Annotated in this window: 26 protein-coding genes; 13 read left to right on the top strand and 13 right to left on the bottom strand. The window is 60.8% G+C overall.

The features are described from left to right. Positions 1-9 precede the first annotated feature (9 nt). The 4 genes from MU551_RS04280 to MU551_RS04265 all read right to left on the bottom strand — a co-directional run bounded on the left by MU551_RS04280 (position 10) and on the right by MU551_RS04265 (position 2,947). A complete protein-coding gene (locus MU551_RS04280) occupies positions 10-1,494 on the bottom strand; it encodes a glycoside hydrolase family 1 protein (RefSeq protein WP_247040913.1) in 1,485 nt (494 codons plus the stop codon). A 109-nt stretch (positions 1,495-1,603) separates the two neighbouring features. Then, positions 1,604-1,993 carry a hypothetical protein gene (locus MU551_RS04275; RefSeq protein WP_247040912.1) on the bottom strand — a complete coding sequence of 130 codons (390 nt, stop codon included), beginning with the start codon at positions 1,991-1,993 and terminating at the stop codon, positions 1,604-1,606. 17 nt (positions 1,994-2,010) lie between these two features. After that, a complete protein-coding gene (locus tag MU551_RS04270) occupies positions 2,011-2,388 on the bottom strand; it encodes a DnaJ domain-containing protein (protein WP_247040911.1) in 378 nt (125 codons plus the stop codon). 139 nt (positions 2,389-2,527) lie between these two features. Further along, a complete protein-coding gene (locus tag MU551_RS04265) occupies positions 2,528-2,947 on the bottom strand; it encodes an Hsp20/alpha crystallin family protein (RefSeq protein WP_247041118.1) in 420 nt (139 codons plus the stop codon). Between the two features lie 143 nt (positions 2,948-3,090). On the opposite strand from MU551_RS04265, the gene MU551_RS04260 reads away from it, so the two are divergent. Then, on the top strand, positions 3,091-3,378 hold the full coding sequence (locus MU551_RS04260; protein WP_247040910.1) for a MerR family transcriptional regulator: 288 nt from the start codon (positions 3,091-3,093) through the stop codon (positions 3,376-3,378). Between the two features lie 27 nt (positions 3,379-3,405). On the opposite strand, the gene MU551_RS04255 is transcribed toward MU551_RS04260, so the two are convergent. Beyond that, a complete protein-coding gene (locus tag MU551_RS04255; protein ID WP_247040909.1) occupies positions 3,406-4,185 on the bottom strand; it encodes a phosphatase PAP2 family protein in 780 nt (259 codons plus the stop codon). A gap of 163 nt (positions 4,186-4,348) precedes the next feature. Between MU551_RS04255 and MU551_RS04250 the strand changes: the two genes are divergently transcribed. From MU551_RS04250 to MU551_RS04220, 7 genes are all read left to right on the top strand, one after another. Continuing rightward, positions 4,349-4,573 carry a hypothetical protein gene (locus MU551_RS04250; RefSeq protein WP_247040908.1) on the top strand — a complete coding sequence of 75 codons (225 nt, stop codon included), beginning with the start codon at positions 4,349-4,351 and terminating at the stop codon, positions 4,571-4,573. A gap of 10 nt (positions 4,574-4,583) precedes the next feature. Then, complete coding sequence (locus tag MU551_RS04245) at positions 4,584-5,756, top strand: DNA alkylation repair protein (RefSeq protein WP_247040907.1); 1,173 nt, start codon at positions 4,584-4,586, stop codon at positions 5,754-5,756. A 297-nt stretch (positions 5,757-6,053) separates the two neighbouring features. Further along, the gene (gene chvE / locus MU551_RS04240; RefSeq protein ID WP_247040906.1) at positions 6,054-7,178 is read left to right on the top strand and encodes a multiple monosaccharide ABC transporter substrate-binding protein; all 1,125 of its coding nucleotides are present in this window, start codon (positions 6,054-6,056) and stop codon (positions 7,176-7,178) included. A 111-nt stretch (positions 7,179-7,289) separates the two neighbouring features. Then, positions 7,290-8,819: a multiple monosaccharide ABC transporter ATP-binding protein gene (gene mmsA / locus MU551_RS04235; RefSeq protein ID WP_247040905.1), complete on the top strand. Its 1,530-nt coding sequence runs from the start codon at positions 7,290-7,292 to the stop codon at positions 8,817-8,819. A gap of 5 nt (positions 8,820-8,824) precedes the next feature. Then, positions 8,825-10,135, top strand: a complete 1,311-nt coding sequence (gene mmsB, locus MU551_RS04230) for a multiple monosaccharide ABC transporter permease (RefSeq protein ID WP_247040904.1) — start codon at positions 8,825-8,827, stop codon at positions 10,133-10,135. Positions 10,136-10,172: 37 nt separating this feature from the next. Next, the gene (locus MU551_RS04225) at positions 10,173-10,382 is read left to right on the top strand and encodes a hypothetical protein (protein ID WP_247040903.1); all 210 of its coding nucleotides are present in this window, start codon (positions 10,173-10,175) and stop codon (positions 10,380-10,382) included. A 76-nt stretch (positions 10,383-10,458) separates the two neighbouring features. Further along, positions 10,459-10,653, top strand: coding sequence for a hypothetical protein (locus MU551_RS04220; protein WP_247040902.1), 195 nt, complete (start codon positions 10,459-10,461; stop codon positions 10,651-10,653). On the opposite strand, the gene MU551_RS04215 is transcribed toward MU551_RS04220, so the two are convergent. Then, on the bottom strand, positions 10,632-11,060 hold the full coding sequence (locus tag MU551_RS04215; protein ID WP_247040901.1) for a DoxX family protein: 429 nt from the start codon (positions 11,058-11,060) through the stop codon (positions 10,632-10,634). The genes MU551_RS04220 and MU551_RS04215 overlap by 22 nt on opposite strands. 90 nt (positions 11,061-11,150) lie before the next feature. Between MU551_RS04215 and MU551_RS04210 the strand changes: the two genes are divergently transcribed. Continuing rightward, a complete protein-coding gene (locus MU551_RS04210; protein WP_247040900.1) occupies positions 11,151-11,819 on the top strand; it encodes a helix-turn-helix transcriptional regulator in 669 nt (222 codons plus the stop codon). A gap of 49 nt (positions 11,820-11,868) precedes the next feature. On the opposite strand, the gene MU551_RS04205 is transcribed toward MU551_RS04210, so the two are convergent. Beyond that, complete coding sequence (locus tag MU551_RS04205; protein ID WP_247040899.1) at positions 11,869-12,741, bottom strand: NAD-dependent epimerase/dehydratase family protein; 873 nt, start codon at positions 12,739-12,741, stop codon at positions 11,869-11,871. 176 nt (positions 12,742-12,917) lie between these two features. Here MU551_RS04205 and MU551_RS04200 point away from each other — a divergent pair, with 176 nt between their 5' ends. The 3 genes from MU551_RS04200 (at position 12,918) to MU551_RS04190 (ending at position 15,846) form a co-directional block, all read left to right on the top strand. Beyond that, on the top strand, positions 12,918-13,733 hold the full coding sequence (locus MU551_RS04200) for a carbonic anhydrase (protein ID WP_247040898.1): 816 nt from the start codon (positions 12,918-12,920) through the stop codon (positions 13,731-13,733). 71 nt (positions 13,734-13,804) lie between these two features. Continuing rightward, a complete protein-coding gene (locus MU551_RS04195) occupies positions 13,805-14,902 on the top strand; it encodes an NAD(P)H-dependent flavin oxidoreductase (protein ID WP_247040897.1) in 1,098 nt (365 codons plus the stop codon). A 200-nt stretch (positions 14,903-15,102) separates the two neighbouring features. Continuing rightward, on the top strand, positions 15,103-15,846 hold the full coding sequence (locus tag MU551_RS04190) for an ANTAR domain-containing protein (RefSeq protein ID WP_247040896.1): 744 nt from the start codon (positions 15,103-15,105) through the stop codon (positions 15,844-15,846). 53 nt (positions 15,847-15,899) lie between these two features. Here the strand turns inward: MU551_RS04190 and MU551_RS04185 are convergent, their stop codons facing one another. Both MU551_RS04185 and MU551_RS04180 read right to left on the bottom strand, forming a co-directional pair. Beyond that, positions 15,900-16,469, bottom strand: a complete 570-nt coding sequence (locus MU551_RS04185; RefSeq protein ID WP_247040895.1) for a hypothetical protein — start codon at positions 16,467-16,469, stop codon at positions 15,900-15,902. Beyond that, positions 16,466-17,650: a serine/threonine-protein kinase gene (locus tag MU551_RS04180; protein ID WP_247040894.1), complete on the bottom strand. Its 1,185-nt coding sequence runs from the start codon at positions 17,648-17,650 to the stop codon at positions 16,466-16,468. Before MU551_RS04180 ends, MU551_RS04185 begins: the two co-directional genes overlap by 4 nt. A 149-nt stretch (positions 17,651-17,799) precedes the next feature. Between MU551_RS04180 and MU551_RS04175 the strand changes: the two genes are divergently transcribed. After that, entirely contained in the window at positions 17,800-18,930 is a 1,131-nt protein-coding gene (locus MU551_RS04175) for a S1C family serine protease (protein WP_247040893.1), read from the top strand. A gap of 53 nt (positions 18,931-18,983) precedes the next feature. Here the strand turns inward: MU551_RS04175 and MU551_RS04170 are convergent, their stop codons facing one another. The 4 genes from MU551_RS04170 to MU551_RS04155 form a co-directional block, all read right to left on the bottom strand. Further along, positions 18,984-19,754 (bottom strand): response regulator transcription factor, encoded by a 771-nt coding sequence (locus tag MU551_RS04170; protein ID WP_247040892.1) that lies wholly within the window; start codon positions 19,752-19,754, stop codon positions 18,984-18,986. A 214-nt stretch (positions 19,755-19,968) separates the two neighbouring features. Continuing rightward, a complete protein-coding gene (locus MU551_RS04165) occupies positions 19,969-20,187 on the bottom strand; it encodes a hypothetical protein (protein WP_247040891.1) in 219 nt (72 codons plus the stop codon). 92 nt (positions 20,188-20,279) lie between these two features. Then, positions 20,280-20,960, bottom strand: coding sequence for a response regulator (locus tag MU551_RS04160; protein WP_247040890.1), 681 nt, complete (start codon positions 20,958-20,960; stop codon positions 20,280-20,282). Next, the gene (locus MU551_RS04155) at positions 20,953-22,371 is read right to left on the bottom strand and encodes a sensor histidine kinase (protein WP_247040889.1); all 1,419 of its coding nucleotides are present in this window, start codon (positions 22,369-22,371) and stop codon (positions 20,953-20,955) included. Before MU551_RS04155 ends, MU551_RS04160 begins: the two co-directional genes overlap by 8 nt. Positions 22,372-22,403 lie beyond the last annotated feature (32 nt).

Here is a 22,403-nt window from a genome sequence, read left to right as displayed (position 1 = left end):
GCTCGTACGTCATCGGACGGCTGCCGCGCCTGCCGCTGTTTCGGGAACGCCGGGATGGCGGGAGGCAAGGACCTCCTGAAGCCAGTAGTAGGACGCCTTCGGAGTGCGCACGAGTGTCTCAAAGTCGACGTGGATGAGGCCGAAAGGCTGCCGGTACCCGGCTGACCACTCGAAATTGTCCATAAGGGACCAGACGTAATACCCGCGTAGATCCATCGATTCGGCCACACCCCCTGGGGCGGTCGCCTCCAACGCACTGGCCAGGTGCTCCGCCAGATATCTCAGCCTGCGCTCATCCGGGATGATGATCTTGCCAGCTTTCCGGTCCTTGACCACCACGTCGTCGAAACTCGCTCCTCCTTCAGTGATGATCACTGGTGGAAGATCCGGATAGCGTTCTGCCATTTCGGCCAGCGCAACAGACATGTACTCAGGCTTGATGGGCCAACCGTAGGCAGTGGTCTGCGCGTCGGACCAGGCCGTGATGTGGAAGGGCGAACCCGGGGCGTTTTCACTCAGATCGCTGCCCATCGCCTCGGCCATGCCCGCAGGGACCGGCCCTTCACCTGCCCCCGCCGCAACTTTCGTGGGCATGTAGTAGTTCAACCCGTAGAAGTCCAGGGGTTGCGAAATCACAGTCATGTCCTCATCCGGGTGGTTGAAGGACGAGAAGAATTTGGCTGCCCGGATAACGTCGGGGTACTTGCCGGTCAGGACAGGGTCGGCGTAGAGCCTGTTCTGGGCAATATCCATAAGACCGGCACTTAGTTTGTCCAGGGGGTTGCCCGATGCAGGAACCATCGGGGAGTAGACGTTGGTAATTCCGATTTCCCCCGGAACGTTGGCTGACCTCAGAGCCTGGACGGCCAGGCCATGCCCCAGGAGCTGGTGGTGGACGCTGGGGAAAGCGTTCAGCAGCAGCGATTCCCCGGGCGAATGCAGACCCAGGGCATACCCGTTCGTTGCCACTGTGGCTGGCTCGTTGACCGTCACCCAGCGGGCTACCCGGTCGCCGAAGAATGAGGCGGCGATGGAGGCAAAGTCGCCCAGGCGATACGCGGTGTCCCTGTGGATCCAGCCCCCGGCCTGATCCAAGGGAAGCGGCGTGTCCCAGTGGTAGAGGGTGACCATCGGGGAGATCCCGCTGGCCAGCAGTTCGTCCAGGAGCCGGTCGTAGAATTCCAGACCGGCCGGATTCAGCGCGCCCTTGCCGTCGGGCTGGATCCTGGGCCAGGACAGGGAGAACCGGTAGGAATCAATGCCGAGCTCCTTCATCAGGGCAACGTCTTCGGGCATCCGGTGGTAGTGGTCGCAGGAAACGGCGGGGCTCCCGTCGTCAACGATTGCACCAGGTCTTGCAGCGAAGAGATCCCAGCCGGCTGGTCCTCGCCCGTCCTTGTCCAGGGCCCCCTCAATCTGGAAGGCCGCCGTTGCAACGCCCATAGTGAAAGAGTCGGGTATCAACGCTGCCAGGTCTTTGGCGGTTACGCTCATGTCCAGGGACCCCTATGTTCTTGTGCAGGTGGTGGATTGATTTTAGGACCACCGGAGTCTCTGCGCCACGCGGTGGGGCCGGAGCTTCTCCTTCAGACGGAACACCTGATCAATGGAGCAAGGCGTCTGAACCGAACAGGAAGTCCTTCGCGTGCGCCAGGGCCTTTTTAAAGGCATCGTTGCGTAGAGTTATGAGCTGCTCTGAATCACTGCCGTCCGGTTCGAGGTAGGCCGTATACCCGGGTCGCAATACCCAGATGTCTCCCGCGGGCGGCAAGTAAAAGACACCGAAGGAGCGATGCTGAAGGTCATCGGGCGTCCAGATCGGCACAACGGCCATGGCAGCCCCGGTATCCGCGTTGATCCACTGGGCTCGCGGCATGGGCTCCTCATGGGCTTCGGGGTCCAGGAATGGTGCTGTGCCCTCTCCCCAACGCTGTTCAAAGCGTTCGTGAAAGGCAGGGATAAGGTGCGAATCGTATCGGCGCCAGGCGCTCATATGGTTCTCCTGTTCGTTTACACAGCGGGCCCGGCCCAAGGCCCTTCTTCCCACCGCACAGGGGTGACCCGCAGGAGTGGGGATGGCTTTGGGATCCGGCGAACCGGCACCTCGCGGGGCCCATAGTGCACGGGTATGTCCTTTCCGAATCCCGGTTCCTTCTTACGATTGCGGTTTTGCCGGCTGTCATACTCGGCGCGCTTCCTGGGGTCGCGCAGCACTCCGAAAGCATTCATGATCGCCAGCACTTCAGCCGATACAGGTGCAGCTGCGGAAGCATCGACGTCCGGGTGCCGTGTACGCATCAGGCCTCGGAAAGCGCGGGAAATTTCCTGCTGGGTGGCGGTGTCAGCCACTCCCAGCACTGTGTAGTAGTCCGCAGGCTCGTTGCTCATGCTAAATACCGCGCGCTCCCCAACTAGGTAGCAGTAGATGTGGTTTTGAGCCGTCAAAACAGCGCCTACTGCTACCTAGTTGGGCTGCGTGCCTAAGATACCGGGCTCCAAAATACCGGCGACCCTGTTCCCAGTGGAGTTACTTGTTGATCTCCTGCCGGCGCTTCGTCTCGATTTCGATCTTGCGGGGCTTGGCCTGCTCAACGACCGGAATGCGGAGGGTCAGGACACCGGCGTCGTAGCTTGCCTTGACGTTGTCAGTATCGAGCGTGTCGCCGAGGATCAGCTGGCGGCTGAAGACGCCGCGGGGCCGCTCGGAAACAATCAGTTCAACGCCTTCGCCCGCTGGTTCACCGCGTTCCGCGCGGACGGTAAGAACATTGCGTTCAACATTGAGGTCCACGGAATCAGCGCTGACCCCAGGGAGATCGAACGCGACGACGAATTCCCCGTCTGCCTGCCAGGCATCCATGGGCATCGCGGCCGGCCGGGCTGCGGTTCCAAAGACCTGCTGCGTGAGCCTGTCCAGCTCACGGAACGGGTCGGTGCGCATCAACATCATTTCCCACTCCTTCAGCATGAAGTAGTTGCTCATATCTTTTGGGTATCCATACCACTAATCTGTGGTGCTGGATATAGATTTTTTATAACACCAGTGAGAGACTATGGCAAGAGCTGTTGAGCAGAAACCTAAGGAGCATCATGGCAGAGCACGGAGACGACGTCGGCGTGTATGCGATCTCGGTAGTAGCGCAACTGCTCGGGACCGGCCAACAGAACATTCGACAGTACGAGCGAAAGGGCCTGCTCACGCCCGATCGCACCTCGGGCGGAACGCGCCAGTACAGCGAATCCGACCTCGCAGTGTTGCGACGGATCGGTGAACTTCTTGACGAAGGACTCAACCTGGCCGGAGTGGCCAAGGTCCTGGAGTTGGAGGAAGCGAACGCCAAGCTCCACCGGGACCTGAAGCGGGCCAGAGGCCGCTGAGCTGAAATTGCAGGCCTGAGCAGAAGCTCAATCAGTGCTCGTGTCCGCTTTTGACAGCTCCCCCGTGATCTTCTCACCGGGGATCCGGGCTGTCCGCCACGTATCAACAGCGATGACCGCACCAAGGATCACCATAGAGAGCGAGACCGATGCCAGGGCGTCGCTCACCCAGTGATAGCCAAGATAAAGGCGGCTGATCGCCGAGAAAAAGATCCCGACGGCGGCGGCGGCATATCCGATAGCTGCCGGCCAAATGTGCTTCCTGCGGGAAAAGACCAGGAAAACGGTGATCAGGAGGAAGTCGGCCGCCCCCAGCACATGGCCGGACGGAAAGGAAAACGTTGAGTCCGGACCGAACAGCATCTGCTCTATGGGAGGCCTGCTGCGACCCACTGCGCGGCCGATGATCTGAGCCAGCACTACGCCCGTGAGCATTCCGGCAGCAAGCAGGATGGGCCGCCACGCGTGCTTCGCAGCGAGACCCCAGGCAACTGTTACCACCAGGATGATGATCGGCAACACCACCGGACCGAAGATGACCGCCAGAATGATCATGGCCGTGGTTAGAGGCTCCGAGCGCTGGCTCAGCAACCATGACTGCATGGGATCATCGGTTCCAGCGATCCCATCCTTGTTCAGGATGTCCCCCAACGTGACGAAGAACAGGACAGACCCCAGCAGCATCAGGGCAATCGCCACCCGGTAGAGCCTTGTCCTGGCAGCTGCACTCATGTACCGCTCCTCCACAACAAACTTGTCGTGAAAAACCCGCCAGAATCCCGGATTGCCATCCGTTCTCTCAGTCACTTTTCCTGCCTCTGCCCCGTGTGCCGGTGTAAGTCGTGTTCGTAAGAAATTATCTCCGTTCCGAGGCCTTAACGTTCCGGTGCGGGAGGTGGCCAGTCTACTTACTATTTGCCGGAAGCACTGTTAGCGTGGGCAGAAGTGGACAGCAAAGCGAGGAGGGGCCATGAGCATGGACGCAGCCGGCGAGGACCGTCAGAGCCAGGAAAACCACAGCAGGTCAGGCAAGATGTCGGGCCCGGAAGGCACCGTTCCTGGCAGCGATAAGGGTGTAGGGATGGGTGCCGGCAACGAGCCGAACACCTTTGAGCCGGAGGAAGACCCGACGGCCACTGCAGAAAGTACCGAGAAGGTGGAAGACACGCCCACGGACACCAGGGAACCCAGCTGACAGAGCTGAAATGAAGAGTCTGGACATCCGGCCGGGATACCCTGACTTCATGGGTGCCATGAACGAACTGATCAACGAGGCCGCTGTGGACTCATTGCAGAGAGCGCTCACCTCGGCAGTTCCAGGCCAAGGCTGGCCTGAGCTCATAATTGCCGGGGCGGCCCTTGATGGCCTGAGCTTGCGGGAGCGTGCAGATCACGTCAGCCGGGCACTCCTGGCGGACTTCAGGCAAACGGCTGACAACGCCATGGCTGGTGGAAACTATGCGACGGCGGCACTGACCTTCCGCCGGGCCCTGCAGGAGCCAGGCTTTTCCGGATGGGCGCTGTGGCCCGTTACCGAGACGGCAGTTACCCTGGCTTTGGAGTCCGAAGATCCTGTTCATTTCGATGACTGCCTCACATTGCTCGCCGAACTGACGCCGCGGCTGACCGCGGAGTTCGCTATTCGCCGATTGCTGGCGGCGGACCTTCCCCGGTCCTTGGCCACAATCCAATCGTGGACCTCACACCCGGACGAGCATGTCAGGCGCCTTGCGAGCGAAGGCACCCGGCCTTACCTGCCCTGGGCGGTGCGGGTACCCGCCATTATCGATCAGCCTGAAGCCACGGTGCCCATCCTTGACGCACTGTACAGGGACCCCCACGAGTACGTGAGGCGCTCGGTGGCCAACCACCTCAACGATCTGGCCCGTCATGCACCGGACCTGGTCATTGCGACAGCAGCACGTTGGATGGCTAATCCGGACAGCAACACCGTCCCGGTTGTCCGGCATGGCCTGCGGACATTGATAAAGAAGGGCCACCCAAAGGCATTGGCTTTGCAAGGTTTCGTCCCCGCAGACGTCACTGTCAGCGCACCGCAACTCGACCGGGCCGACGTCGCTCTCCCTTCGGACCTGGGCTTTGCGTTCGAAATCTCCAACACGGGTGCAGAACCTGCGAGACTCGCCGTTGACTATGTGGTGCATTACCGCAAGGCGAATGGATCCCGCTCGCCAAAGGTTTTCAAACTCGCCACCGTCACCCTGGTTCCCGGCGAAACCAAGAGCTTTTCCAAACGGCACGCTTTCCGCCAGATGACCACGCGCGTCCACCATCCCGGGAAGCACAGCCTGGAGCTTCAGGTCAACGGAATCCGGTACCACACGGTCGATTTTGTGCTCCAACCGGAAGGGTCCTGAGGGAGTTGCTAAAATGTGATTTGACTCACAATAGAAACTCAGGTTACTCTATAGCAGTTGTTAGCGCTCACAGGACACTACATCGTCATTGTAGTGTCACGGTAGATCTAGCAGCAGTACGGAGTATTCAAGACCGGCATCCGTTCGCCGGCCCTGACCCTCAAATTCTTCCTGGCAGGGGTCATCAGACCCCTCGTGAGGAAACCGGACATCACTGGCCGGGAAACAGCCGTAAGCGCAGATGCTTTTCGGCCAAGCACCAGTTCGCTGACCCCCGGTCAGCGGAAGGAGAACATAGTGAGAATCAAAAAACTCCTGGGCGCCTTCGCCGTCGTCCTCGCAGTTACAGTGGGGGCTACGGGTTGTGGCACCCGCGGCGGAACAACATCGCCCACAGAAGGAGCTGACACCGCTGGTGCGCTGGTGGGAATTTCCATGCCCACGCAGACTTCAGAGCGGTGGATTGCAGACGGAAAGAACGCTTCCGACTCCCTTACCAAGCTCGGCTACAAGACCGACCTCCAGTTCGCCAATAATGACATCCCCACGCAGGTCTCGCAGATTGAGAACATGCTGACCAAGGGTGCGAAGGCACTGATCATTGCCGCCATTGATGGCACCACCCTCACGGATGTCCTCGCCAAGGCCAAAGAGTCAAACGTCAAGGTCATCTCCTACGACCGCCTGATCAAAGGCACCCCGAATGTGGATTACTACACGACGTTCGACAACTACACCGTGGGCGTCCAGCAGGCCACTTCCCTGCTGACAGGCCTGGGCCTGGTCGACGCCAGTGGCAAAAAGGTGGAGGGCAAGGGCCCGTTCAACGTTGAGCTCTTCGCCGGAAGCCCGGATGACAACAACGCCACCTTCTTCTGGAACGGCGCCATGGACACCCTGAAGCCCTACCTGGACGCAGGCACCCTGAAGGTACCCAGTGGCCAGACCAACTTCGAGCAGGCAGCCATCCTTCGCTGGGAGCCTACCGTTGCCCAGAAGCGCATGGAAGACATCCTGACCTCGGCGTACAGTTCCGGGACCAAGCTTGACGGTGCCCTGTCTCCATACGACGGACTCTCCCTCGGAATCATCTCGGCTCTGACCAGCAGCGGCGGCTACACCAAGGACAACCTGCCGGTCGTCACCGGCCAGGACGCCGAGAAGGGCGCCGTGAAGTCCATCATTGCGGGCGAGCAGTACTCCACCATCTTCAAGGACACCCGCCAGCTCGGCGCCCAGGCAGTAAAGATGGTCGACGCAGTGCTGAAGGGCCAGGAGCCTGAGGTCAACGACACGAAGACGTATAACAACGATGTCAAGGTTGTTCCGTCCTACCTGCTCAAGTCCTTGATCATCACGAAGGATAACTACAAGAAGGAACTCATTGACTCGGGTTACTTAACCGACGCAGACCTAAAGTAAGAACGTCTCGGGGTTGTGGCCGGGCCTGACCGGCCCGGCCACAACCCGTCTCCCAGGGCACCTGCAGCCGCAGGCCACCCCAGTTTTCCGACCAGTCAGTGGGAATTGACGATGAATACACCCATTCTTCAAATGCGAGGAATCACCAAAACTTTCCCGGGCGTGAAAGCCCTGCAGGACGTCACCCTGGATGTGAACCGCGGCGAGGTGCATGCCATCTGCGGTGAGAACGGGGCCGGGAAATCCACCCTCATGAAAGTCCTCTCGGGCGTTTACCCGCACAACTCATTCGAGGGCGACATCCTCTTCGAAAACGAGCCCTGCAACTTCTCCACTATTAACGACAGCGAGAAGCGCGGCATTGTCATCATCCACCAGGAATTGGCACTCAGCCCCTACCTCTCCATCGCGGAGAACATCTATTTGGGGAACGAGCAGGCCACCCGTGGCTGGGTTGACTGGCGCAAGACCAACCTTGAGGCCGCCAAGCTGCTGGCTCGGGTGGGACTGAGCGAGAACCCCATTACTCCGGTGCAGCACATCAGCGTGGGCAAGCAGCAGCTCGTCGAGATCGCCAAAGCGCTGTCCAAGGAAGTCAAGCTGCTGATCCTTGATGAACCTACGGCTGCGTTGAATGACGAGGACTCCGGCCACTTGCTGGACCTCATCCTGCACCTCAAGGGCCAGGGTGTCACCAGCATCATCATCAGCCATAAGCTCAACGAGATCCGCAAGGTGGCTGACGCCGTCACCATCATCCGCGACGGCAAGACCATCGAGACGCTCCGGCTCGATGAAGGGCAGATCACCCAGGAGCGGATTATCCGCGGGATGGTTGGCCGCGACTTGGAGAGCCTCTACCCCGACCGCGATCCGCAGATCGGCGAGGAAGTCCTGCGGATCGAAGACTGGTCGGTCCAGCACCCGCAGGACCACTCCCGCATCGTTGTGCACAACGCCAGCCTGAACGTCCGCAAGGGCGAAGTTGTGGGCATGGCGGGCCTGATGGGAGCTGGCCGCACCGAACTCGCCATGAGCGTGTTCGGACGCACCTACGGTCGCGCCATTTCGGGCAAGGTGTACAAGTACGGCAAGGAAATCAACACGTCAACTGTGTCCGAGGCGATCAGCCACGGCATTGCCTATGCCACCGAGGACCGCAAGCAGTATGGCCTGAACCTCATTGAGGATATCAAGCGCAACATCTCCCTGGCGGCACTCCGCAAGCTCGTCAAGGGCGGCTGGGTGGACGGGAACGAAGAGACGATTGTCGCCAACCGCTACCGCACCAGCATGAACATCAAGGCACCCACCGTCGCCGCCATTACCGGTAAGCTCTCCGGCGGCAACCAGCAAAAGGTGGTGCTGAGCAAGTGGATGTTCTCGGACCCCGACGTACTGATTCTTGACGAACCCACCCGTGGAATCGATGTCGGTGCCAAATTCGAGATCTACACGATCATTGCGCGCCTTGCAGCCGAAGGAAAAGCCGTGATTGTGATTTCGTCCGAACTGCCCGAGCTCCTGGGTATTTGCGACCGCATCTACACGTTGTCCGCGGGACACGTCACGGGCGAGGTGCCAATCGCCGAAGCCAGCCAAGAGAAGCTCATGCACTACATGACCAAAGAGAAGGAATAGCGAACATGTCCGCCCTCAGAGAATCCCTGAGCTTCCTGACAAGCCGCCTGCGCCAGGTCGGCATTTTCGTCGCCCTGATACTCATCGTCATCCTGTTCCAGGTCCTGACCGATGGCATCCTCCTGCAGCCGCAGAACGTCAGCAACCTGGTGGTCCAGAACAGCTACATCCTGATCCTGGCCATCGGCATGGTGATGGTCATCATCGCCGGCCACATTGACCTCTCCGTAGGCTCCGTTGCAGGATTCATCGGAGCTGTTTCAGGCGTGATGATCGTGCACTGGGGGTGGGCCTGGTGGATCGCCATTCCGGCGTGCCTGCTGGTAGGCGCCCTCGTCGGCGCCTGGCAAGGCTACTGGATCGCCTACGTAGGAATTCCGGCCTTCATCGTCACCCTGGCCGGGATGCTGATCTTCCGCGGCCTTACACTCATCACACTGAAGAACCAGCAGATCACCCCGTTCCCTGAGGAGCTCCGCGCCTTGGGTGGCGGCTTCCTTCCGGATATTTCCGGCGGTACATCCGTCCTGGAATTCCTGACGGTGATCCTCGGCGTCGGCGGCACAGCTGCCATCCTCTTCCAGGCCATCAAGGAACGCCGGGTTCGCCGGAAGTTCAACCTTGAAAACGAGCCCATGGCCTGGTTCGCCGTCAAAACCGCCTTCATCGCGCTGCTGATGCTGATTATCACGTTCCTCCTGGCCAGCTACCGCGGAACCCCGATCGTCCTGGTCGTCCTGGCTGCGCTGGTGATCCTGTACTCGGCGCTGATGAACAACAGTGTTTTCGGCCGCCACGTCTACGCCATAGGCGGGAACCTGCACGCCGCCGAACTGTCCGGCGTCAAAACCAAGGCCGTGACGTTCCGGTTGTTCGTCAACATGGGCGTCCTTGCAGCACTGGCAGGACTCGTCTTCACCGCCCGCCTGAACTCCGCGCAGCCCGCCGGCGGCACCGGCTTTGAACTCGACGCCATTGCAGCGGCCTTCATTGGTGGCGCTGCCGTGCAGGGCGGCATCGGTACCGTGGCAGGAGCCATGATCGGCGGCCTCATCATGGGTGTGCTCAACAACGGCATGTCCATCCTCGGCCTCGGCACCGACTACCAGCAGCTGATCAAGGGCCTGGTTCTTCTGCTGGCCGTCGGCTTTGATATCTTCAACAAGAACCGAAGCGGCAGCGGTGGCGGATCCACCATCGGTAGCCGCTTCAAGCGCAAGACCTCGCCACCGGCAGGCAGCGAGAGCACCACCCCCGTTACAGGCAAGCCAGCCGGTGACAGCACCGAGAAAGCCGCAGCTTCGCGGAACCCCTGAAATCCCCCGTCAGATCCCCGTAAAGAGAGAGTTTTCCATGTCTATCCCCAGCCATCGCATTGACATCCAGGTGAGCAGCCGCCATCTACTCGACGAGCGCCTCGAAGCAGCCGTGCGCGACCTCCAAGAGGTTGCTATGGCTGCAGGAACCCACGGCATCCTGCTCACACGAAACAAGCCAGGGCACTACACAGCCACGCTTTCGGACCAGGTGCCGTTCGGAATGACCAGGGAACTCATCCACTGACAAATGGGCTTCCCGCGGGAGGGGGATCCCGCGGGAAGCGCGTTGTTTATTGTGCTGAAAAGGGGGAAAGAAGCGCATGTCTGAGTCTGGTGAAGACTGGAGGCAACTGGTGGGCCGCGTGGTTGAACTCCGGCGGAACGGACAGCTGGTCCGCACTGCCGAGGTCGAGGACGTGACCCCGGATTCATCCATCCTGTGGCTGCGATTCGATGGCAACCATGGCCGCCAGCTTGTCACCAGGACAGATGGCTACGAGGTTCGCCCCCTTTGACGGTCCTGCCCTGAAGCAAGCCGGTTCAAGGCCAGTGCGCCAACCAACAAACCAAAGTCTCTTAGCGCCACATCAAAGAAGCCCGGCACCAGCAGCAGGTTCACTATGATTCCTGCCAGCCAGGCGGCCACCACCAATGAGCCGATCCTGGGACGCCAAGCCACCAATAGGCCGGCGAGGATTTCCACCACTCCCACCCCGTACATAAAGCTCTGGGGACTTATCGGCACTATCTGTGTGGCAAGGGGAGCCAGGTAGCTGGTCCAATCCACCAGGAAGTTGGTGAATTTGTCGATTCCGAAGGCAATCGGCGCAATGGTAAAGACGGTTCGAAGCAGCAGAAAAGCCTGGTGCGTCTCATGATGCCGAGCCTCCCGTGCAAGAGGCTGCGGCTGATGGTCAAGCATGACTTCCTCCTTCTAAAAGTACTGATACTTGACTTTAGAATTGAGGCTTTGTTATGTCAATAGCCATTGATTTTAGAGTAGGATTTTATTATGACTACAGCGGAAACCCGCCTCAGCATGGGCAAGGCTCTAAGTGCCTTAGGCGACCCCTCCCGCCGGGCCGTGTTCGAGTACGTCCTTCATGCTGCTGGTCCTGTGGGCCGCGATGAGGTAGCCGGATCGTTGGGGATGGTGCGGAGCACCGCCGCCTTCCACTTGGACCGGCTGGCGGCGGAGGAGCTCCTGGAGGTCTCCTTCCGCCGGCTGACCGGACGGACCGGACCAGGATCAGGCCGCCCCCACAAGCTCTACTCCCCCGCAGTGCGGGAAGTGGCACTAAGCCTTCCTCCACGCCGCTACGACCTCGCAGGCGAACTGCTCGCCGCCGGAGTGGAAGCCGCCGTCGAAACCGGCATGCCGGTAGCCGAAGCGCTGCAGGCAGTTGCAGCCCGCGCCGGGGAGGAGATCGGCCAGGAGGCTGCAACCCTCGAGGCTGCCCTGGAGCTCTACGGCTACAAGCCCGATACCGGAGAGGACGGCAGCGTCCAACTGCTCAACTGCCCCTTCCACCGCCTGTCCAGGGCTCACACGTCCACCATCTGCGGCCTCAATCTGGATCTCCTGGCGGCAGTAGCCGAGACAGCGGAGCCGGGCTGCTACAAGGCCGTTCTTGAGCCGCAGGTAGAGCGGTGCTGCGTTCGGCTGGTACCGCAGGATTAATCCCCGAAAGAAACCGGCCGCCGTCGTACTTAAGTCCTGGAGTGGGACTTCAGTCCTCCGTAGGGGTAGTACGAAGCGAGTGATAGTCCCGCCAGCTATGCTCCGGCGCGAAACCCAGCAGACGCTTCGCCTTGTCGATCGAGAGCATGGTCTCGTGTTCCCCTAGTTCCTTAGTCACGGTGACCGCCGGGAACACTTCCGCAGCCAGGCTTGCGCTGGACCGCTGCATCACCGTGTCAGCATTAGCGATGATGAAAGCCTCAAACCCAGGGGTCTCGTATTCCAATGCCTTGACCACTCCCTGGGCACCGTCCCGTCCGTCGATGTAACCCCAGAGATTCCACTTGCGCAAAGACGCATCTGCGTCGAAGGCCGGGAATGCCTCATAGTCCTCAGGGTCCATGACATTGGAAAATCTCAGCGCCACGATGCTCAGCTCAGGATCCCAGCGGGTCAGCTGGACGGCCATTTGCTCCTCGAGGTGCTTCACGAGCGAATAGGTACTTTCGGGGCGCGCCGGATACTCCTCGTCCACCGGAATATAGGGCGGATCCACGTCGAACGGGAGGCCTAGAACGGTCTCGCTGGAGGCGTACACGAGTTTCCTGATACCCGCCCGCCGAGTTGCTTGGAAAACGTTGTATGTGGACAGCATGTTGTTTTCAAAAGTGGCAGCATCGGGGGCGAGTCCGGGGGCTGGAATTGCAGCCAGGTGAACCACCGCGTCAACGCCGCCATGCCTGTCATCCAGCCCCAGGAGGGCGTCCAGGACATGACCGTAATTTCTCAGGTCGATCTGCGTAAATCCGCGTGATTTCGGTCCCGTTAGGTCAAGGTTTGTAACCTCGTGACCATCCTGGTTGAGCCGTCGGACCACGCTCCTGCCAAGCTTTCCGCTTCCACCGGTAACTGCAATTCTCATGCCTCCACACTAGAGCCCCAACACGTTTTCGCCGCTTTCACACTGCGGGGTAATTCGCCCGGAACAGCTTTCCATGGCACTTCACATTGAGTCCCATGAAATCACCCGGACTTTTTCCCGTGGTATTTCTCTGAACACCCCAACGGCAACACAGCTGTTTTTTGTAAAGGATGGGCATGCGTTCCACACCAGATATCACCCGAAAGTCCCTGCTCATTGGTTCGGCGTGGGGGCTGCTTGCCCTCACCGCAGGTTGTACCAAACCCACGACAGGCAGTGAGGCCCTTCCCTCCAGCACGCCAACTGCGTCAGCAGCCAACGTGGCCCACTGGTCCTACGAAGGCGCAGAAGGTCCCGGCGATTGGGGGAACCTCAGCCCGGCCTTCCAGACCTGTACCACCGGCAAAGCACAGTCGCCCATTGATATTCCTGCAGCCACCCCGAAGTCTCCGGCTCCGATCACCCTGGCCTACTCCGCTTCCGAATGCGACGTCCACGACAACGGCCATACTGTCGAGCTGCATGCAGGCTCAGCCCAAAGCCTCACCGTGAGCGGCAAGAACTACGCCTTCAAGCAAATGCACTTCCACGATCCCTCCGAACACACCATTGAGGGCACCCGCTACGACGTCGAATTCCACTTTGTCCACCAGTCTGATGACGGCGTTCTTGCCGTCGTCGGGCTTCTGGCGAAAGCGGGAAAGTCGAACCCTGTGTGGGCGCCATTTGTCGATGCTGCTGCGGGATCAACCTCTTCGCGTTCGATCGGCAGTGTTAACCTGGCATCTCTGCTGCCGGCCTCGCTGGAGCACTTTGCCTACGAAGGGAGCCTCACCACTCCCCCGTGCACGGAGAGTGTACTTTGGCTGGTGTTGGACCAGCCGATCGAACTCGGCGCAGACCAGATCAGCAAGCTGCGTGCCGTCCACTCGGCAAACAACCGCCCGACGCAGGAGTTGAACAACCGCACCGTCACCTTGGTGAACCAGTAGGACGAGGCATCCGGGGCAACCACGAAGGACCCGGATGAGGACACGCCAGCCGACGTGATTGACTGTTGGACATGACAGCTTGGACCAGTACACGCTTCACGCGGCTGCTGAACATTGACTTGCCCATCGTGCTGGGGCCGTTCGGGGGCGTGTCCTCGATCAGCCTCACAGCCACGGTCAGCGAAGGTGGCGGACTGGGATCATTTGGCCTCTACGGCTACGATCCCGATCGCATCATGGCGACGGCCCGCGCCCTTGATGAAGCGACAAACAGGCCTTATGCCTTGAACCTGTGGCTTCCCATCCCTGGCGAAGAAGCGCCGCAGCCCGACGAGGCACAGTTTGCCACCTATGTTGAGGTCCTGAGGCCGTATTTCGAGGCCGTTGGGGTGGAACCTCCTGCCAGGCCTGCACATTACATGCCCGATGTGGACGGGCAGATCCAGGCAGCGCTGGAAGCAGAACCTGCAGCCATCAGCTTTGTGTTCGGCGTTCCGCCGGAAGACGTCATCGATGCCGCGCACGCCCGCGGGATCACGATCATCGGAACCGCCACCACCGTCCAGGAGGCACTCGCCCTGGAAAGGGGCGGCGTGGACGCGATTGTGGCCTCAGGCATGGAAGCTGGCGGACACAAGGTGTCATTCCTTGAAAAGCCCGAAAATTCCCTGATCGGCACTTTCTCCCTGGTGCCGCAGGTGGCAGACGCTGTGGCAGTTCCCGTCATTGCTGCCGGAGGCGTGGCGGACGGTCGCGGAGTCGCTGCTGCCCTCACACTGGGAGCCGACGCAGTGCAGATCGGTTCGGCCTTCCTGGCCACGAAGCAATCCGCCGCCAGCAACGGATACCGGGGGGCACTTCGGGGACCCGAGGCGCAGCAGACCGTCCTCACCCGGGCCTACAGCGGCAGGCTGGGCCGCGGCATTCCCAACCGGATAGCACGCGAACTCACACACCCCGGCCTTCATGCGCCCTTCCCCGTACAAAACTGGCTGACGGGGCAGTTCCGAACCAAAGCCGCGCAACTGGACATCCCGGAGCTGATGTCACTCTGGGCAGGTCAGTCCGCACCGCTTATCGCGGCAGCGCTTGATAACGACGACGACGCCGGGCACCTGCTGCAACGCATCGTCGATTCCACCACCCGGATTCTGGACGGCAGCATCTGACGCGCGCCAGGAGAACTGACAGGACAGGGTAGTCACCGACCGCGCCGCCAGATGTATATAATTTCCCGGTACGGTTTAGCAGAAGGCCGTTGGGGAGTTCTTCGATCCGGCTCCTGCCGCCGATACCTTGTCCTTACATCTGGGGGCAGTGTCTGCAGTGCCGGATTGTTTTGACCTGAGCGAAACGGCATCAAACAATCGTGGCCAGCGAGTCGACCGCAGAATCTGCAACATCAATCACCGAGCACCTTCAGGAACTAGTACTCACCAGCTCAGATGTAGGGGATTTCCTTCACGAGCTTGCACGCGTATCCGCCCGCAGCCTGTCAGTAGACGGCGACGAGGTTCTTTGCGGCATCACCCTTCTCCGGCACCGCAAAGCCGCTACTGTTGCCAGCAGCAGTGAGCAGGCGCAGGCCATGGACGAGATCCAGTACTCGTACGGCGACGGTCCCTGTATGACCGCCTCCCGGGAGCAGCTGACCATTCACGTTCAGGACCTGGAAACTGACCAGCGCTGGCCGCACTATTTCGAAACGGTCCTGAAGCAAGGCGTCCGTTCCATCCTCGCCGTTCCTTTCCGGTTGGAGGGAGACACAAGGGCAGCGCTCAACCTCTACTCGCACAGGCCTGGACGGTTCGAGGGAAAAGTGTTGAAGCTCGCCGAGGACTTTGTCAGCCAGACCTCCATGGCACTGAGGCTGGCCGTGCGCTTTGCCCACCACAGTGAGGCGGCAGCAAACCTCAAGGCCACCCTGGAATCCCGGACGGCTATCGACGTCGCCGTCGGGATCATCATGGCCCAGAACCGCTGCAGCCAGGCCGAGGCCTTCGAGCTCCTCAAGGCGGCCTCCAGCGCCCGCAACGTAAAACTCCACGGTGTGGCCACCAGCATCGTTGATTCCCTGGGACACGGCCACGTCAGGACTCATTTCGAAGCCTAGAAAGGCCGCGCCGAATCCCGGGGATCGTTGTTTTCCTAGGGATCCTTGTTTTCCTAGGGATCCTTGTTCGTGCCAGGGTCGTTTTTGCCCTCGCCGGGTTTGCCGGCGTCGGATTTGCCGGCATCATTTTTGTCGGCGGAGCCTTTTTCGGCGTCTTCCTTTTCAGGCGCGCCGGATTGTTCGGTCATCGGGGCCGTCGCGGGCGGGAGCGGGGCCGTTGCGGGCGGGAGCGGGGCCGTCGCGGCGTCTGGAAGCGCCGTCGCAGTCGACACTGGAGCGGGAGAAGCCACATCCGTTATTCTCGCTGCCTGGGATGCTGCCTCAGCAAGCCTCTGCAACTCGTTCCGGACATCTTCCAAGGCGCTGCTGATTCCCTGATACCGGGAAAAAGTCATTTTGCCCTCGGCGGCGGCCTCGTCCAGGTCCTTTTCAAACTGTTCAAGGAGTCCGAGGGCGCGGGTATAGTCGTTACCCGCCGCGGCCTGCCGGACGTCGGGGAGGCGTGACTGCAACTCCCTGGCGGCGTCGACCGATAACTCAGGCGTCTGCGCTGAGCATGCCGGGGCGAGCACCAACAGGGCGGCGACCATGAGCGCCGATGGCAGGTTGTTCCAGCGGATCACGGCGTGAGGCTCCTCTCCAGCTCGGCCATCTCGCGCTCAAGAGTCCCGGACAGGGCCGGTGAAGGAACTGGCGTAACCGGGGATGCAGGCTGCTCTCCCCCACCGACGGCCGCTATCCCCGCGCCGCCCATCAGCACAGCCGACACGACCAGCACCATTCGAAGCCTTCTACTGCCCAGCTTTCCGCCCTTCCTCCGGACAGATGATCGAGGGACACCTAACTGAGGGAAAGGAACTTTGGAGGTGACAGGGCCGGCTTCCGCGAGGCCAACCGCCGTCGTCATAGCCGCGCCAGCAGCGCCGAGCGGCTCAGTGTCGGCGAGAGAACCTTCTGCCAGGGAACCTAACACCGAACTGACGTCCCCAGCCGAAGGCCTGTCATCAGGTTCCTTGGCGGTCATGGCCCCAAGCAGTTCCTGCCATTCTGAGCTCAGGCCAGTGGGGATCAGAGGATCCCGCTGAAGCCTGACCACCGCAGATTCAACCGGGCTGCCGGGAAACTCGACGTGTCCGGTGAGGCATTCAAGAAGGACCAGCCCGAGGGAGTAGACGTCGCTTTTGCCTGTCAACGACTCTCCACGTGCCTGTTCAGGGCTCAGGTAGGCAGCGGTTCCCACGGTGCGCCCGGTTCCGGTGATTCTGTCCCCCTCAAGCACCCGGGCGATTCCGAAATCGGTCAGCTTGGCGCTGACACCGCGGGCGGCTACGGTTCCGTCCGCTGCGGTGAGCAGAACATTTCCCGGCTTCACGTCGCGGTGGACCACACCCTGGTCATGGACATAGTCGAGGGCTGAAGCGACGTCGGCCCCAATCCTGGCAGTGTCCGGCAGCGAAAGCGGACCGGCCTGCAGCAGCCCCCGCAGATCACGGCCACTAACGAATTCCATCACCACAAAAACCCGTTCACCCAAGAGATCGGCACCATCGGTTGCGGCGTCAAAGAGGGTTACCAGGCAGGGATGGTTGAAGGATGCCAACATCCTGATTTCGGCCTGCTGCCGGGCAAGCATTTCGGTATCTGCGCTCTCCCGATGGAAGAGCTTCACGGCCACTTCCCGGCCAAGCGCCTCGTCCCGGGCCTTATAGACGACAGCAGCGGCACCTCTTCCCACCAGTTCAAAAATGCGGTAGCGCTCGGCCAACAGCATCCCGGTCAGGCCGCTTCTCACCACTTCAGTCATGTTCACAGCTTTCGTTCAATGCAGCAGCCAGGCTCGTCTCCCCCAATTCATAAGCATACTGATTAATTGTTGCAAATCACCACTGTTCCCGCCCACCCCGTGAGAGATACGGTTGAAATCTGGAGAGAATGCACTGGAAAGGCTGTCCAATGAGACCCTTCCCCCGAGTGGCGGCACCGACGTTTTTCCGCTCTTGCCTTGCCGGGCTCGCCGCGTTGACCATCGCTTCGCTCTGCTCCTGCACGGGGATGGAGGGAGGCCCCGAACCCACTCCCTCGACGCCGGCTGTCACGGGACAAACCCCATCACCCGCCCCGTCCCCCGGAGGCAACGAGCAAGGCAACCAGCAAGGCAACCAGGGAGGCAACCAACAGGGCAGTCAGCAGCTGGACATCACCCGGATTGTCGAAGAGCTGGCACCGTCCGTAGTGACGATCTTTGCCGGTGAGGGCGTGGGCAGCGGGGTGGTCTACGACGGAGACGGACTGATTCTGACCAACGAACACGTCGTGCGGGGAAACCCGGAAGTTGAGGTCGGTTTCGCTGATGGTCAGAGGGTTCGGGGTACAGTCAGGGCCGCTGATCCAATTTCCGATCTCGCCCTGGTCCAGACTGACCGCACAGGACTCCCCGTGCCGGAATTCCAGAAAGAGCTGCCTCGTGTGGGCGAGACGGCTGTAGTGATCGGCTCCCCGTTGGGATTCGAAAGTACTGTCACTGCGGGGATTATTTCCGGACTTCACCGCTCCATCCCCGGATCGGCAGCCAGCAGCCAGTCCCTGGTGGACCTCATCCAGACCGATGCACCCATCAGCCCCGGGAACTCCGGCGGCGCCGTGGTCAATTCACGAGGGCAAGTGATAGGGATCAGCGAGGCTTATATCCCGCCGCAGGCAGGTGCTGTTGCCCTGGGCTTTGCGATTCCTGCGGCAACGGCAGTGGAGGTTGCCGGGCAGCTGAAGGAAACCGGACGCGCTGAGCACGCTTTTATTGGCCTGACTCCAGGCCAGCTGACCCCCCAGATCGCCGAGAGGCTGGGCATCCGGGACACCAACGGCGTCCTGGTCATGTCCATAGCCGACGGCGGCCCCGCTGATGATGCGGGAATCGAACCCGGCGACGTACTCCTCACCGTTGAGGGGAAAGAACTCTCTGCTCCCGAAGACCTGCTGGCGGCTCTTCGTGGCCTCGATCCCGGCCAGACGGTCACCGTTTCGTTCAACCGTGACAACCAGGGCCAGGAAGCCAAAGTCCAGCTCAGCGAGCGTCCCTCTGAATAGAATCTGTCCATACAGGCTGGATCTCAGTGCAGTGCGGCCCTAAAGCGGAGAGGCTAACGTGCGCGCCCCAGCCGGTAGCCGATTCCCCGGACCGTTTCCACCCAGCGGGGGGCACGGAAATCGTCGGCCAGCTGTTTCCGAAGGTTTCCCATATGCACTTCAATGGCATGTTCATCGGCCACGGAAACAAAAGATGCCGCGGCCGTTTGATTCCGGACCCGCCTCACCAGGTCCGCTCTCGTCTGGACAAGGCGTCCGCCTTCCATGATGGCCAGCAGGAGGTCGAACTGTGTACGGGTCAGGCTGACCGCCCGGCCGTCGACTTTCGCCGTCCGCCTGCCCTCGTCCACGATCAGCCCGTTGTGCTCAAAACACCCTGCGGGGAGGGGTTCTGGCCGCAAAGGCAGTGAAGGGGCCGGCAGCCCTGGAACTGCCGGTTGTGGTGGATGGAACCGGCGCGGCCGACGAAGCATGGCGGCAATGCGTGCCCTCAATTCCCTGGGCCGGAAAGGGGTAGTGAGGTAGTCGTCGGCCCCGGCTTCGAAACTCAGGAGTGCGTCGGCTTCGTCCAGTCGTCCCATGACGATGATCAGGTAGGCATCGCTGAATGTGCGGATTCGCCGCGAGGCTTCGATTCCATCAAAATCGGGGAGCCCCAGATCCACAGTCACGACGGTGGGGTTGTGCTGCCGTACAGCTTCAACGCCCGCAATTCCCGTCGACGTCGCGTGCACCATGAAGCCCGATTGCTGCAAAACTTCGCTGAGCGAATCCCTGATGTCGTCGTCGTCCTCCACGACCACGGCAATGCCCCGCTCTTCCATTCACGCCCCCACGCTTTTTGATGCCCCAATACTACAAAAAACCGGTTCTGCTACAGCCGTTTCCACTATGAAGGACCCTGAGGCCAGCGACTATGCAGAAGCAGCAGAAAGAGCAGCCAAAACCCGCCCAGCTCCTCTGGAGCCGCACGATTTGTAAAGTCAGTTTAGTTGACTCGGGGGTAACAAAAAGACGCACGCCCGGAAGGCACTGCATCTACTCCGTCTTGAGGTTGCGGTTGTCCCGCTCGTCGAACTCCTCGTCGAGGTCATAGTGCCTGAACTCGGTCTCCGGATTAGGCCCGCCCTCGGCAACATATTCGTAGTCAAGCTGGCGCTGGATCTGGCTATCGAGGACCTGCAGGTCCTTGTCCTTCACTACCGAGAGGTCCTCGGGGAAGGCATCCTCGGGGGTGAGATGCAGTTTTTCAGACATGGTGACCTCTCAGACCGGGCAGTGGGGGAACCTGTGATGTGGCGTCCCGGCCGCCTTCAGAATATGCCCCGCAGGGGTGCTGGGGTAGTGTGTCACCCCAGCAGGCGGCGTTCATGAGCGAATGCCACCAGCTGAAGCCGGGTCCGCAGCTCCAGCTTGTCCAGCACACTCCGCAAATGGGTCTTGACCGTTGCCTCTGAGATAAAGAGGCTTCCGGCGATTTCAGCGTTTCCGAGACCCTTTGACGCAAGCAGGAAAACGTCCCTTTCCCGGGCGGAAAGCACCTCCAGAACGGCGAGATCCGGGCCGGCTCCGGGGAACGTCCGGGCGGCATGCTGGAAGAGATCATGGATTGACCCCGGAGCGATCACGGAATATCCCGAGTACACGGTCCTGATTGCCGCGAGGAGGAACTCCGGCTCTGCACTCTTCAACAGATAACCGCTCGCCCCTGCCTGTACCGCCTCCACCACAGCTTGATCGCGGTTGAACGTGGTCAGGGCAATGATCCTCGGCATGGCTTCACCCACGGCTCCAGCCTGTTCCATGATTCGCCGGGTTGCGGACACACCGTCAAGGACAGGCATGCGCAGGTCCATCAACATCACATCAGCCGGCGTTTCAGCAGCCAGGGCGACAGCCTCTTCCCCGTCGCTGGCCTCGCCTGCCATCTCCATGTCATGCTGGCTTTCGATCAGCATCCGGATACCGGAGCGGAAGAGCGGCTGATCGTCCACCAGAGCTACCCGGATGCGGCTGCCGGCATCAGGCACCTGGGGTGCCTTCCTGCAGGGAAGGGGACGACGACGGCGATCCAACCAGTGCGCCCCCCGTTTCTTCCACGTATTCCTCCTGTTCCACAGCTATTGAATCTCCGGCAGCTTTAGGGGCAACCCTTGCTGCCAGGCCAGCCCGTACTTCCAGGTTCTGCTGCTGTGAAGAGTCATCCGACCGCTTGCCGTAGGGGATGAAGACTGTGACACGGAACTGCTCACCGTCCGGCCCCATAGTGATCCAGCCGCCAGCAAGGTGGGCCCTTTCCCTCATGCCAGGCAGGCCGCGCCCTACCCGCTCCTGCGCTCCGCCGGCCGCCGTGCGCGCATTATCTGTGGGCAGCGCCGATGCCACATTCACTGCGAGGCCCGGCCCGCTCCAATCAAAGTGCAATCTGACGGCTGTGCCCCTGCCGCCATGCTTAAGGGCGTTCGTCAGGCATTCCTGGACGATCCGGAAGAGTGCCACCTGCTGGCCGGCCGTCAATTCAACCGGATCACCCGACTGGGTCTGCTCGACCGCGAGGCTTCCCTGCTTCTTCATTCTCTCCACCAGCGGTCCAACATCGCTGAGACGTGGCTGGGGGGTGACCATCCCGTCGTCGTGGACCCCCTCGATGACGCGTTGCGCGTCCACCAGGGCGCTCCGTGCGGAAACGGCGATGTTCTCCAGAGCATTGAGCACGGCCTCCGGTTGATCCTTACTCAGATACCTCGTGCCATCCGCCTGGGCAGCAATCACAGCCAAAGAGTGGGCCAGGACGTCGTGAAGATCCCGCGCTATGCGGGTGCGTTCCTGCTCAACGATAAGGTCGACTTCTGTTTCCTTGAGCATTGTCTGTGCAAGGTTGCGCGCGCGGAACAGGTTGCCCCGCTCTTCAAAGAGAGCCAAAAGGAGACCCACCGCCCCGCATGAGCCGGCGATCACGAGGAATACCGCCGACAGCTGCCAACCGTAGTAGCGAAAAGTCACCCTGTCCCCCATATACGTGGGCATAAACCAGCCAACACCGCCGCTGTAGCGCCACGACAGCATCATGAACGTCATCAATCCGATAAACAGTGCGTTCGCTCCGGCAGCGACCAGGCGTGTGCGGGTAGGAGCCGTCCAGAGAATAAACGCCAGCGATATGAAGGACCCAATGTAGATGGCCCAATGATTTGCCTCCATGGGAGGAACAACCGAAAAGAGCTGTCCGAGGATAAGTCCCGCCGTCAGCGCCAAGGACAGGAAGGGCTTCCACACTGCCACCGCAATCGCCATACTCATGGTCGCCAGCGGGATCGTTCCGGTCCATTGAGGCATTCCCATCCCCATTCGACCGGCCTCCCCCACGCACCAAAGCATGAAGAAGATGACGGCCGCCGCGGGGGCGCCCCATTGCCGCAGGACTTTCAGGAGTGGTTGCATGCGTGCCACACTATCCACCCTGAAGTCCCCAA

This window comes from Arthrobacter rhizosphaerae, assembly GCF_023062595.1.
GTDB classification, from domain to species: domain Bacteria; phylum Actinomycetota; class Actinomycetes; order Actinomycetales; family Micrococcaceae; genus Arthrobacter; species Arthrobacter rhizosphaerae.
Note: the sequence above shows the minus strand (reverse complement) of the source record. Positions and strands in the feature narration are given on the sequence as shown.